The sequence below is a fragment of the Microbacterium sp. NPDC055455 genome (assembly GCF_053619935.1).
In genome coordinates, this window is the sequence record NZ_JBSHLB010000001.1 from 963916 (window position 1) to 976513 (window position 12598).

The following is a 12598-nucleotide window of genomic DNA, read 5'->3' on the forward strand; positions in this document are numbered from 1 at the left end:
TCCCATGCTCATATCGATAAACGTTGTTATCGAAAAACGATACGGTATGTGCGCCGCTCGCCGCAACCGGCGAGCCGGCACGGGCGCCGGCGGGGCGTGCGCTATGCCCACGGCGAACACGGCCATCCCGTCCGGGCCCGCTGGCTACCCTCGATGTAAGGCGCAGTAGGTCACACCGACCCGAGGCGTCCCGGAGGAGTGAACGATGTTCGAGAGATTCACCGACCGTGCCCGTCGTGTGGTCGTCCTCGCCCAGGAAGAGGCGAAGATGCTGAACCACAACTACATCGGCACCGAGCACATCCTGCTCGGTCTCATCCACGAGGGCGAGGGTGTCGCCGCCAAGGCCCTCGAGAGCCTCGGCATCTCGCTCGACGCCGTCCGCGAGCAGGTCCAGGACATCATCGGCCAGGGGCAGCAGCAGCCGACCGGTCACATCCCCTTCACTCCGCGCGCCAAGAAGGTGCTCGAGCTGTCGCTGCGCGAGGCGCTGCAGCTGGGCCACAACTACATCGGCACCGAGCACATCCTCCTGGGGCTCATCCGCGAGGGCGAGGGCGTCGCCGCCCAGGTGCTCGTCAAGCTCGGCGCAGACCTCAACAAGGTGCGCCAGCAGGTCATCCAGCTGCTCTCGGGCTACCAGGGCAAGGAGCCCGCCGGCGTCGCCTCCGGCGCGGGCGAGCAGACCCAGGGCACCACCCAGGGCGGCTCGCAGGTGCTCGACCAGTTCGGCCGCAACCTCACGCAGGCCGCGCGCGACAACAAGCTCGACCCGGTCATCGGGCGCGAGAAGGAGATCGAGCGCGTTATGCAGATCCTGTCGCGCCGCTCCAAGAACAACCCCGTCCTCATCGGCGAGCCCGGCGTCGGAAAGACGGCGGTCGTCGAGGGCCTCGCCCAGGCCATCGTCAAGGGCGACGTTCCCGAGACGCTGAAGGACAAGCAGGTCTACTCGCTCGACCTCGGCTCGCTCATCGCCGGCTCGCGGTACCGCGGTGACTTCGAGGAGCGCCTCAAGAAGGTCACGAAAGAGATCCGCACCCGCGGCGACATCATCGTCTTCATCGACGAGATCCACACGCTCGTGGGTGCCGGTGCCGCCGAGGGCGCGATCGACGCCGCGTCGATCCTGAAGCCGCTCCTCGCGCGCGGCGAGCTGCAGACGATCGGCGCGACCACCCTCGACGAGTACCGCAAGCACTTCGAGAAGGATGCCGCGCTGGAGCGCCGCTTCCAGCCGATCCAGGTCGCCGAGCCGAGCCTGCCCCACGCGATCAACATCCTGAAGGGGCTGCGCGACCGCTACGAGGCGCACCACAAGGTGCAGATCACCGACGGCGCGATCGTCGCGGCGGCGAACCTCGCCGACCGCTACATCTCGGACCGCTTCCTGCCCGACAAGGCGATCGACCTGATCGACGAGGCCGGCGCCCGCCTGCGCCTGTCGATCCTGTCCAGCCCGCCCGAGCTGCGCGAGTTCGACGACAAGATCGCCAACGTGCGCCAGCAGAAGGAGCAGGCGTCCGAGGATCAGGACTTCGAGAAGGCTGCGTCGCTGCGCGACGAGGAGAAGTCGCTCCTCGCCGAGCGTCTGCGCCTCGAGAAGCAGTGGCGCTCGGGCGACGTCGCCTCGCACGCCGTCGTCGACGAGGGCCTGATCGCCGAGGTGCTCGCCCAGGCCACCGGCATCCCGGTCTTCAAGCTGACCGAGGAGGAGTCCAGCAGGCTCGTCTTCATGGAGAAGGCGCTGCACCAGCGCGTCATCGGCCAGGAGGAGGCGATCGCCGCCCTCTCGAAGACGATCCGCCGCCAGCGCGCGGGCCTCAAGGACCCCAAGCGTCCGTCGGGCTCGTTCATCTTCGCCGGCCCCACGGGCGTCGGAAAGACCGAGCTGGCCAAGGCGCTCGCCGAGTTCCTCTTCGACGACGAGCACGCGCTCATCTCGCTCGACATGTCGGAGTTCGGTGAGAAGCACACCGTCTCGCGCCTGTTCGGTGCCCCTCCCGGCTTCGTCGGATTCGAGGAGGGCGGCCAGCTCACCGAGAAGGTGCGCCGCAAGCCGTTCTCGGTCGTGCTCTTCGACGAGATCGAGAAGGCCCACCCCGACATCTTCAACTCGCTGCTGCAGATCCTCGAGGAGGGTCGCCTGACCGACGGTCAGGGCCGCGTCATCGACTTCAAGAACACGGTGATCATCATGACGACGAACCTCGGTTCGTCGGCGATCGCCGGAGGCCCGGTGGGCTTCCAGGTCGAGGGCGACACGGGCACGACGTACGACCGGATGAAGGGCAAGGTCAACGAGGAGCTCAAGCGCAACTTCAAGCCCGAGTTCCTCAACCGCGTCGATGACATCATCGTCTTCCCGCAGCTGAACAAGGACGAGCTCCGCCAGATCGTGGGCCTGTTCACCAAGCGTCTCGGCGAGCGCCTGCTCGACCGCGACATGACGGTGGAGCTGACGGATGCCGCGAAGGACAAGCTGATCGACATCGGCTTCGACCCCGCGCTCGGCGCCCGGCCGCTGCGTCGCGCGATGCAGCGCGAGGTCGAGGACCGCCTGTCGGAGAAGATCCTGCACGGCGAGCTCAACCCCGGCGACCACGTGAAGGTCGACGCCGAGAACGGCGAGTTCGTCTTCGAGCATGGCCCCCGCGGCGAGAAGGTGGCGGTGGGCGTCGTGCACAACGGCGAGATCACCGCGACCCCCGATCTGGCCGCCAACGCCTAGGGCGGTCGCCGAGTCGCGACACGCAGTCGAAGAGCGGATGCCTCACTCCGAGGCATCCGCTCTTCGCATTCCCGGCCCGCCCCTCGCTCCACGCACCGGTCCCGGCCCTACGCTGGACGGATGAGCGAGTTCACGGTGCGGCCCGCGCGCACGCCGGACATCCGCCGCATCCAGGCGCTCCTCGAGCCGTTCGTGCAGCGGCGCATCCTGCTCGGCAAGGACCTCGTCGTGCTCTACGAGGCGACCCAGCAGTTCCTCGTCGCCGAGGATGCGCAGGGCGAGCTGATCGGCTGCGGCGCCCTGCACGTGATGTGGGAGGACCTCGGCGAGGTGCGCACCCTGATCGTCGCCGACGGGTGGCTGCGGCACGGGGTGGGACGCGCGCTCGTGGAGGGCCTGGAGGAGAACGCGCGCTCGCTCGGGCTGTCGCGGCTGTTCTGCCTGACGTTCGAGGTGGACTTCTTCACACGGCGCGGCTTCGAGCCGATCGGCGAGCAGGTCGTCGACCCCGACGTGTACTCGCAGCTCATCCGCTCGCCCGACGAAGGCGTCGCGGAGTTCCTGGACCTCGCGCACGTCAAGCCGAACACCCTGGGCAACACGCGCATGATCAAGCGCCTCTGACCCGCGGGCGACGCGCGCGCCGGCGGCTGCGCCCTGCCGGGTGGCGCGACCCGGGGCGCGCCGACCGGCGATGACGCCGCCCGGAGTTAGCCTGTCATCATGACCGGCACCACTCCGCGCCGCCGCCATTCTCCGGCGGTCTATCGTCGCCGGCGATTGGTGCTGCTCGTCGGGCTCCTCGTCGTCGTAGGCGTCGTGTGGCTGCTGATCGCCCAGCCCTGGCGCGGATCGGCCGAGGAGTCGGCCGCCGACGGGGATCGCGCGTCGTCGCAGAACTCGGCGGACTCGCTGCCGGTGCCGTCGCCGGGGGAGACCCCGGGCCCGTCTGAGACGGGCGCCGTCGAAGGTGCAGTCGTCGAGGGTGCGACGCCGGGCGCGACGCCTGCCGCGCAGCCCTGCGTCGCCGGCGAGATCACCGTGGAGCCGGTCACCTCCGCCGACGCGTTCACCGGCGACCAGAAGCCGCAGTTCTCCATCGAGCTCACCAACAACGGCCCCGACTGCACGCTCAACGTCGGCACCAGCGCGCAGTCCTTCACGGTCACCAGCGGCGACGACGTCTGGTGGCGCTCGACGGACTGCCAGAGCGAGCCCAGCGACATGATCGTGCTCGTCGCCGCGGGGCAGACGGTGTCCAGTGCGGCGCCGCTGGAGTGGGATCGCACCCGCTCCGCCGTGGGCACGTGCGGCGACACGACCCGGCCGGTCGCGCCGGGCGGCGGCGCGTCGTACCACCTGTCGGTCGAGATCGGCGGCGTCGCGTCGACGGAGCCGAAGCAGTTCCTGCTGTACTGAGCGCGTCCTGAGCTGCCGGGCGTGGGCGCGGGCGCGGCATCCGCTGTCCATCGCGGCCGCGGCATCCGCTGTCACCGGCCCGCCTCGGGCTCTTGGTCGCCGGCGCCGTCCACGGCGCTGGCCCAGACCCAGCAGCGGTATTCCTCGCCTGAGATCCGGAAGCGGATGGCGATCGCACGCGGCGTCCACATGCAGGCCTCCGCGTCGACCTGGATCGGCGTCCGGCCGAACCGCACCCACGCCTTGACGCGCTTGGGCTTCGGATCGGTGGTGCACGGCAGATCGTCCAGTTGCAGCTCGAGCCGCGAGAGCGTCTCGAGCGGGCCGCCGGCCGCGATGCGCTGCAGGATCCTCTCGTCCATCAGCCGGTCGTAGTGGTCGGCGTATCGCCTGTTCGTGCCCACCCGCCGGCTCCCTCCTCCGGCCTCCTTCCACTCTATCGAGAGTCGAAGATGTGTTCTATTCTCTTAACCCATGACGACCACGCGTATCGAACATGACGTAACCATATGGATGGCCGACGACATCCCCGCGCGCATGTTCTACGCGGGTCGCCGGTGGCGTGTGAGCGATGCGCCGACGCGGCTCCGCGAGTCGATCTGGGCCATGCCGCTGGAGCGCGGGCGCAGCATGTACGGCTGGCGGTTCCAGGCGACCAGCGACGACGGCGACGTGGTGGTGTTCGACGTCTATCGCGACGGCGAGGACTGGCACATCCACCACACGTACACGTGAGAAGGCGCAGACAGCGCGAAGCGGGGCTCCCCCAGGACGCCCCGCTCCGCTTCCCCACACCAGGGTGTCAGCCGAACACCTAGGGCTTGTCGCCGAACACCTCGGACTCCATGGCGTCGTACCCCTCCGCCTGGGGGTCCCAGTGCTTGCCACCGGAGAGGGCGTACTCCTCCTCCGGAGAGAGCACGAGACGGTGGCGGAAGTACAGGGCGAATCCGACGAGGATCACCACGTACACGATGGCGATCGCGACGATGGCGGGCCGGGCCGGCTCGTTGATGAAGAAGCCGAAGAAGATGAGCACCGACACGGCGCCGGCGATGACGGCGCCGGGGATGCCCCACGGACTGCGGTAGGGGCGGTGGGCGTCGGGGTACTTGCGGCGCAGGATCACGTACGACGCCATCTGCAGCGCGTAGGCGATGACCGCTCCCCAGATCGCGATGTTCAGCACGATCGCTCCTGCCACCCCGCCGGTGCCGCCGAGCGAGTCGACGAGCACGAGGGCGATGAAGCCGATCGCCGCACCGACCACCAGCGCGACCCACGGCGTCGCCCGCTTGCCGGTGAGCGACAGGAACTTCGGGTAGTAGCCCGCGCGCGACAGCGAGTACATGTTGCGGCCGTACGCGAACATGATCCCCTGCAGCGACGCGAGGAGCCCGATCAGGGCGAAGAGCGCCAGCACCGCGGCCAGCTCGTCGCCGACGATCGCGCGGAATCCGTCGAGCAGCGGCTCGCCGGCGCTGCCGGTCGCCTCCGCGCCCACGACACCGGTGTTCAGGAACAGCACGAGCAGGCCGGTGATGATCAGAGTCGTGCGGGCGATGAAGCCGGCACGGGGGATGTCGCGCTCCGGGTTGTGCGACTCCTCGGCCGCGAGCGGCAGCTCCTCGATGCCGAGGAAGAACCACATCGCGTACGGCAGAGCGAAGAGGATGGGGATCACGCCGTGCGGCAGGAAGGCGCTCTGTCCGGGATCGGGTGCGATGTCGAAGAGCTTGTCCCAGCTGAACTGGCCCGAGAAGAGCGCCATCGCCGAGAACACCAGGATGATGGCGATCGAGATGATCGACACGACGATCGCGAACTTGAACGAGATCGCCGCGCCGGCGGCGTTCAGCGCGATGAAGGCCGTGTAGAGGATGATCCACCACACCCACGTCGGCATCGAGAAGTTCAGCAGCTCGCTGGTGATGGCATCCGCGTAGGACGCCGAGAAGTACACGATGACCGCGGTCGTCGCGACGTACTCGATCGTCTCAGCCGCGCCGGTGACCAGGCCGCCCCACGGGCCCATCGCGGAGCGCGCGAACGAATACGCACCGCCGGTGTGCGGCATCGCGGCGGCCATCTCGCCGATCGAGAAGATCATGCCGTAGTACATGACGACGAGGATGGCGAAGGCGATGAGCATGCCGCCGAAGCCTGCGAAGCCGATGCCGAAGTTCCACCCCGAGAAGTCGCCCGAGATGACGGCGGCGACGGCGAGGCCCCACAGGCCCCAGACGCCGGCCGAGCGCTTCAGGGTCCGCTTCTGGAAATAGTCGTGACCTGCTCGCCTATAGGTCGCTCCTGCGACCTTCGACGAGCTTGCGGCGGCGGATGCCGGTGGCTTCGGGGTGGATGCACTGCTCGCTTGGGACATCGGTCCTCCAGTGATAGGCGAAGGGAGGCGCGCTCGGGTCGCGCGGCTTGCACGTTGTCGCCGATTGTGGCGCTATTGGTGGGCTGTGTCTACCTTTGAATCCGATTTTCGTTAGAGTGAGCGCGTGCCCGCGGCCGGGCATGGTCGCGTGCGCGACTGGTCGCACGTCGGGACTTGAGGAGGACGGATGCCGGGCAACCTCACCGTCGAGCAGTTGAACGACCGGATCGCGAGCGGCGACATCGACACGGTGGTGGTCGCCTTCGGCGACGCGCAGGGGCGGCTGGTGGGCAAGCGCGTGTCGGCGCGGCTGTTCCAGGAGGAGGTGCTCCCCCACGGTGCGGAGGCCTGCAACTACCTTCTGTCCGTCGACGTCGACATGAACACCGTCGACGGCTACGCGATGTCGAGCTGGGAGACCGGCTACGGCGACATGATGCTGCGCCCCGACCCGTCGACGCTGCGCGTCATCCCGTGGCTGCCGGGCTCGGCGCTGGTGATGGCCGACCTCACCTGGGAGGGTGGCGACCCGGTCGTGCAGTCGCCGCGCGACATCCTCGACCGCCAGCGGCAGCGCCTCGCCGACCGCGGCCTCGTCGCCTACTCCGGCACCGAGCTGGAGTTCATCATCTTCGACGACACGTACCGCGATGCCTGGGCCAAGGGCTACCGCGGCCTCACGCCTGCGACCGACTACAACGTCGACTACGACCTGCTCGCCTCGGGCCGCCTGGAGCCGCTGCTGCGCGACATCCGCCTGTCGATGGACGGGGCCGGGCTCTACACCGAGGGCGTCAAGGGGGAGTGCAACCTCGGTCAGCAGGAGATCGCCTTCCGCTACGCCGAGGTGCTCGAGACCGCCGACCAGCACGCCATCTACAAGAACGGCGCCAAGGCCATCGCCGAGCACCACGGCAAGGCGCTGACGTTCATGGCCAAGTTCGACGAGCGCGAGGGCAACAGCTGCCACATCCACCTGTCGGTGCGCTCCGAGGCGGGCGAGCCCGTCATGGCCGGCGACGGGAGGCACGGCTTCAGTCCGCTGATGGAGCACTGGATCGCCGGCATCCTGGCCACCCTGCGCGAGTTCACGCTGCTGTACGCGCCCAACATCAACTCGTACAAGCGGTTCGCGAAGGGCTCGTTCGCCCCCACCGGGATCGCGTGGGGCCTCGACAACCGCACCTGCGCGCTGCGCGTGATCGGCCACGGCTCCTCGCTGCGGGTGGAGAACCGGGTCCCGGGCGGCGACGTGAACCCGTACCTCGGCATCGCGGCGATCATCGCGGGCGGCCTGCACGGCATCGAGCACGAGCTGCCGATGCCCGACGCGCTCACCGGCAACGCGTACACGTCCGGGGTCGACCACCTTCCGACGACGCTGCGCGAGGCCGCGCAGCTGTTCGACCAGTCGGCCATCGCGCGCGCCGCCTTCGGCGATGACATGGTCGAGCACTATCTGAACCAGGCGCGCATCGAGGTCGAGGCCTACGACGCCGCCGTGACCGACTGGGAGAGGGTGCGTGGCTTCGAACGCCTCTGAGAACCCCGTGATCGGCCTGACGACGTATCTCGAGCAGGCCACGCAGGGGGTGTGGGACGTGCGCGCGGCGTTCCTGCCGCAGGTGTACTTCGACTCGGTGACCGCCTCGGGCGGCATCGCGGTGCTACTGCCGCCGCAGCACAGCAGCGCGACCGGCGTGCGGGTGGAAGACGCCGCCGAAGCCGTCCTGGACGGCCTCGACGGTCTCATCCTGACCGGCGGCCTCGACGTCCAGCCCGAGCTGTACGGCGCGGAGCGGCATCCGACCACCGACCCGGCGCGTCCGGATCGCGACGCGTGGGAGCTCGCGCTGTTCCGCGGGGCCGAAGCGCGACGGATGCCGGTGCTCGCGATCTGCCGTGGCCTCCAGCTGGTCAACGTGGCCCGTGGCGGGACGCTGCACCAGCACCTCCCGGAGGTGCTGGGCACCGAGCGGTACCGCGTCGGCGGAGGGGTCTTCGCCACCAACGAGGTGCACGTCGACGACGGCACGCGGCTCTCGGCGCTCGTCGGCGCGGGACCGATGGACGTCCACAGCTACCACCACCAGGGCATCGACCGGCTCGGCGACGGCCTCGTGGTCACCGCGCGCACCGACGACGGGCTGGTCCAGGCGTTCGAGTCGGACGGCGACGGCTACGTCCTGGGGGTGCAGTGGCATCCCGAGCAGAACCAGGAGGACCGCCGGCTGTTCGCGGGGCTCGTGGCCGAGGCATCCGTCTACGCGTCCCGGGAGGTCCACGCATGAGTGGGACGTTCACGCTCGTCAACCCCGCGACCGGGCAGCCGATCCGCGAGATCGCCCGTGCCGACGAGGCGCAGACGGATGCCGCGATCGCGCGTGCCGTCGCCGCCCAGCGTTCTTGGGCGTCGCTGCCGCCCGTGGCGCGGGCCGACGCGCTGCGTGCGTTCGCTCGCACGGTGGAGGCCCATGTCGAGGAGCTCGCGCAGCTCGAAGTGCTGAATTCGGGGCATCCGATCGGTTCGGCGCGGTGGGAGGCGTCGCACGTCGCGCAGGTGCTGAACTTCTACGCCGGCGCGCCCGAGCGGCTCTCGGGCCAGCAGATCCCGGTCGCCGGGGGACTCGACGTGACGTTCCACGAGCCGTACGGCGTCGTCGGCATCATCGTGCCCTGGAACTTCCCGATGACGATCGCGTCGTGGGGGTTCGCCCCCGCGCTCGCCGCCGGGAACGCCGTCGTGCTCAAGCCCGCCGAGCTCACCCCGCTGACCGCGATCCGCCTCGGCGAGCTCGCGCTCGAGGCGGGGCTTCCGGCGGGGCTGTTCGAGGTGGTCACCGGCTCGGGCTCCGTGGTCGGTCAGCGCTTCGTGTCGCACCCGGACGTGCGCAAGGTGGTCTTCACCGGGTCGACGTCCGTCGGCGTCGAGGTCGCGGCCGGCTGCGCGCGCGAGCTGAAGCCGGTCACCCTCGAGCTCGGCGGCAAGAGCGCCAACATCGTGTTCGCCGACGCCGATCTCGAGAAGGCGGCCGCCAGCGCGCCGGGCGCGGTGTTCGACAATGCCGGCCAGGACTGCTGCGCCCGCAGCCGCATCCTCGTCGAGCGCTCCGCGTACGACCGGTTCCTCGAGCTGCTCGAGCCCGCGGTGAAGGCGTGGCGCGTGGGCGACCCGGGTGACGAGCGCACCGACATGGGACCGCTGATCTCGGCATCCCACCGCTCCACCGTCGAAGGCTTCCTCGACGGTGCGGACGTCGCCTTCCGTGGGTCGGCGCCCGACGGCGACGGCTTCTGGTTCGCCCCGGCCGTCGTGCTCGCCGATCGCGGGGACCGCATCGCGCGCGAGGAGGTCTTCGGACCGGTGGTCGCGGTGCTGCCGTTCGACGACGAGGCCGACGCCGTGCGGCTCGCCAACGACACCATCTACGGGCTCGCCGGCTCGATCTGGACCGAGAACCTCGGCCGCGCCGTGCGCGTCTCGCGCGGGGTCAAGAGCGGCGTGCTGTCGGTCAACTCGCACTCCTCGGTGCGGTACTGGACGCCGTTCGGCGGCATGAAGGCGTCGGGCCTCGGCCGTGAACTCGGCCCCGACGCCGCCGAGCACTTCACCGAGACCAAGAACGTCTTCTTCGCGACGGACCGAGAGGGAACAGCATGGATCTGACGGCGAGGCTCAAGGACCGGGTCGCCATCATCACCGGCGGCGCGTCGGGCATCGGCCTGGCGACGGCGCGCCGGTTCGCGGCCGAGGGCGCACGCATCGTGATCGCGGATCTCGATCCCGAGTCCGGCGAGGCCGCCGCCGCCGAGGTGGACGGCGTCTTCCGCGGGGTGAACGTCGCCGACGAGGCCCAGGTGAACGCCGTCTTCGACGGCGTGGCCGCGGAGTTCGGCGGCATCGACATCGCCTTCAACAACGCCGGCATCTCACCGGCCGACGACGACTCGATCGAGACGACCGAGCTGCCCGCGTGGGACCGCGTGCAGGACGTCAACCTCAAGAGCGTCTACCTGTGCTCGCGCGCGGCGCTGCGGCACATGGTGCCGGCGGGCAGGGGCTCGATCATCAACACCGCGTCGTTCGTCGCGCTGCTGGGGTCAGCCACGTCGCAGATCTCGTACACCGCCTCGAAGGGCGGCGTGCTGGCCCTGACCCGCGAGCTCGGCGTGCAGTTCGCGCGTCAGGGGATCCGCGTGAACGCGCTGTGCCCGGGACCGGTGAACACCCCGCTACTGCAGGAGCTCTTCGCGAAGGACCCCGAGCGCGCGCAGCGCCGCCTCGTCCACGTGCCGATGGGCCGGTTCGCCGAGCCGGAGGAGCTCGCCGCCGCCGTCGCGTTCCTCGCCTCGGACGACGCCTCGTTCATCACAGCGACCGCGTTCGTCGTCGACGGCGGCATCACCAACGCCTACGTGACGCCGCTGTGAGGACCCTTCCGATGCCTTGCCCGTACCGTGTGCAGGACCGACCGGCCGAACCGAGGCGGAACTCGGCGTGTCGCGCGGGTTCGGCGGGATCCGTCCTGCGAACGGTACGGCGGAGAGGCGAGGGGCTGTGACCGACCCGCCGCTGCACGAGGTGCGCAAGGCCGTGTACCGGCCGGTGCGCGAGGGCAACGCCCTCGAGGACACCGTCGCGCGCATCGCGCAGACCATCCGGCTCGGCGTGGTGGCACCCGGGGAGTCGCTGCCGTCGGAGCGTGAGCTCGCCGTTCTCTACGCCGTCAGCCGCGACACCGTCCGCGAGGCGATCCGCGAGCTCGCCGACACCGGCTATCTCGTGCGACGGCGCGGCCGCTACGGCGGCACGTTCGTCGCCGACCCCCTGCCGCAGCCCCCGCACCCGCGGGACGTGACCGCCGCCGAGTTCGAAGACGTCCTCGGGCTCCGGCGCGTGCTCGAGGCCGGCGCAGCCCGCGCCGCCGCCGGCCGGACGCTCGACGCGTCGGCGCGCGACGTGCTGTGGGCGAGGTACGAGGCCGTGGCCGAGGCATCCGCCACGGACTACCGCAGGCTCGACACGCTGCTGCACCTGACGATCGCCGAGCTCGCCGGCATTCCGTCGCTCGTCGCGCTCGCCGCCGAGAACCGCGCGAAGGTCAACGAGTGGCTCGACACCTTCCCGCTCCTGCCGCGCAACATCGAGCACTCCAACGCCCAGCATGAGCACATCGTGACCGCCATCCTCGCGGGGAGAGCGGATGCCGCGGAGGCGGCGATCCTCGAACACCTCGCCGGCTCGGAGGCCCTGCTGCGGGGCTTCCTCGCCTGAGGGTTCCTGCTCCGGTGGCCGCTGGGGCGGCGGAGGGAAGGCCGTCCAGGCCGAAGCTACGCTGGAGGGGTGGCAGGCAAGAAGCGGGCGAAGAAGGCGAAGGAGCCGCTGGAGTTCCGCAACACCCAGCTGAGCGATGCGCTCCAGACGCAGGACATGGCGGCGGTCGCGTTCGCGCTGCGCCATGGCCCCACCGTCGTCCCGCTCATGCGCCCGGGGCAGCGCGACAACCCGCTCGACGTCGGCGAGGTGTGGACGTACCGCGACCCCGACACCGGCGACGTGGCCCTGCTGCTGTTCAGCGATGCCGCGCACAAGCCCGCGAGCCTGCCGCCCGGCGTCGCGCTGCAGTCGCCGGCGTGGCTGCGCGCGTTCCTCGGCGCGCACGAGGCCGAGATCACCACGGTCTTCTTCGACATCGCCGGACCCCACCCGCTGCAGGCCTCACCCGCCGACCTCATCGCCGCGCTCGACGCCTGACGCGCCCCAGCACCCAGCGTCCCCGGGTTTGGGGCGCGTCGCGCGCGTCTGGGGCGTGCCCCGTGCGCCCCGAACGACAGTGGTGCGCCCCAAACCCTGGTTGATGCGCCGGGTGGGTGCCCGCGCGACAGCGCCGGGCTTCATCGGTTTTGGGGCGCGTCGCGCGCGTCTGGGGCGTGCCCCGTGCGCCCCGAACGACAGCGGTGCGCCCCAAACCCCCGGTGACCCGCCGGGTGGGTGCCCGCGCGAGGGCAGCTCCGGGGGAGGGGTTTGCGTCGACGGGGATGAGCGGGCAGACTCGCCGGGTGGA

Annotated in this window: 12 protein-coding genes; 10 read left to right on the top strand and 2 right to left on the bottom strand. The window is 70.2% G+C overall.

Features of this window, described 5'->3' with window-relative positions; all coding sequences use genetic code 11:
* Positions 1–205 precede the first annotated feature (205 nt).
* From ACWGUG_RS04295 to ACWGUG_RS04305, 3 genes are all read left to right on the top strand, one after another.
* The gene (locus ACWGUG_RS04295) at positions 206–2731 is read left to right on the top strand and encodes an ATP-dependent Clp protease ATP-binding subunit (RefSeq protein ID WP_336393760.1); all 2526 of its coding nucleotides are present in this window, start codon (positions 206–208) and stop codon (positions 2729–2731) included.
* Positions 2732–2851: 120 nt separating this feature from the next.
* Positions 2852–3355, top strand: coding sequence for an amino-acid N-acetyltransferase (locus ACWGUG_RS04300; protein WP_452323926.1), 504 nt, complete (start codon positions 2852–2854; stop codon positions 3353–3355).
* Between the two features lie 99 nt (positions 3356–3454).
* Positions 3455–4150, top strand: a complete 696-nt coding sequence (locus ACWGUG_RS04305; protein ID WP_378879831.1) for a hypothetical protein — start codon at positions 3455–3457, stop codon at positions 4148–4150.
* A 71-nt stretch (positions 4151–4221) separates the two neighbouring features.
* Here ACWGUG_RS04305 and ACWGUG_RS04310 read toward each other — a convergent pair whose 3' ends face one another.
* Complete coding sequence (locus tag ACWGUG_RS04310) at positions 4222–4554, bottom strand: hypothetical protein (RefSeq protein ID WP_336393757.1); 333 nt, start codon at positions 4552–4554, stop codon at positions 4222–4224.
* Between the two features lie 109 nt (positions 4555–4663).
* Here ACWGUG_RS04310 and ACWGUG_RS04315 point away from each other — a divergent pair, with 109 nt between their 5' ends.
* Positions 4664–4885 (top strand): hypothetical protein, encoded by a 222-nt coding sequence (locus ACWGUG_RS04315; RefSeq protein ID WP_336393756.1) that lies wholly within the window; start codon positions 4664–4666, stop codon positions 4883–4885.
* A 79-nt stretch (positions 4886–4964) separates the two neighbouring features.
* Here ACWGUG_RS04315 and ACWGUG_RS04320 read toward each other — a convergent pair whose 3' ends face one another.
* Positions 4965–6533, bottom strand: coding sequence for an amino acid permease (locus tag ACWGUG_RS04320; protein WP_336393755.1), 1569 nt, complete (start codon positions 6531–6533; stop codon positions 4965–4967).
* Positions 6534–6720: 187 nt separating this feature from the next.
* Here ACWGUG_RS04320 and ACWGUG_RS04325 point away from each other — a divergent pair, with 187 nt between their 5' ends.
* The 6 genes from ACWGUG_RS04325 to ACWGUG_RS04350 all read left to right on the top strand — a co-directional run bounded on the left by ACWGUG_RS04325 (position 6721) and on the right by ACWGUG_RS04350 (position 12288).
* Positions 6721–8076, top strand: a complete 1356-nt coding sequence (locus ACWGUG_RS04325) for a glutamine synthetase family protein (RefSeq protein WP_452323927.1) — start codon at positions 6721–6723, stop codon at positions 8074–8076.
* Complete coding sequence (locus ACWGUG_RS04330; protein ID WP_378879841.1) at positions 8057–8824, top strand: gamma-glutamyl-gamma-aminobutyrate hydrolase family protein; 768 nt, start codon at positions 8057–8059, stop codon at positions 8822–8824. Before ACWGUG_RS04325 ends, ACWGUG_RS04330 begins: the two co-directional genes overlap by 20 nt.
* Positions 8821–10200: an aldehyde dehydrogenase family protein gene (locus ACWGUG_RS04335; RefSeq protein ID WP_452323928.1), complete on the top strand. Its 1380-nt coding sequence runs from the start codon at positions 8821–8823 to the stop codon at positions 10198–10200. The genes ACWGUG_RS04330 and ACWGUG_RS04335 overlap by 4 nt, the downstream gene beginning before the upstream one ends.
* Positions 10191–10964 (top strand): 3-oxoacyl-ACP reductase, encoded by a 774-nt coding sequence (locus ACWGUG_RS04340; RefSeq protein WP_452323929.1) that lies wholly within the window; start codon positions 10191–10193, stop codon positions 10962–10964. Before ACWGUG_RS04335 ends, ACWGUG_RS04340 begins: the two co-directional genes overlap by 10 nt.
* A 127-nt stretch (positions 10965–11091) precedes the next feature.
* Positions 11092–11808 carry a FadR/GntR family transcriptional regulator gene (locus ACWGUG_RS04345; RefSeq protein ID WP_336393750.1) on the top strand — a complete coding sequence of 239 codons (717 nt, stop codon included), beginning with the start codon at positions 11092–11094 and terminating at the stop codon, positions 11806–11808.
* A gap of 69 nt (positions 11809–11877) precedes the next feature.
* The gene (locus ACWGUG_RS04350; protein WP_336393749.1) at positions 11878–12288 is read left to right on the top strand and encodes a dehydrogenase; all 411 of its coding nucleotides are present in this window, start codon (positions 11878–11880) and stop codon (positions 12286–12288) included.
* Positions 12289–12598: the final 310 nt, after the last annotated feature.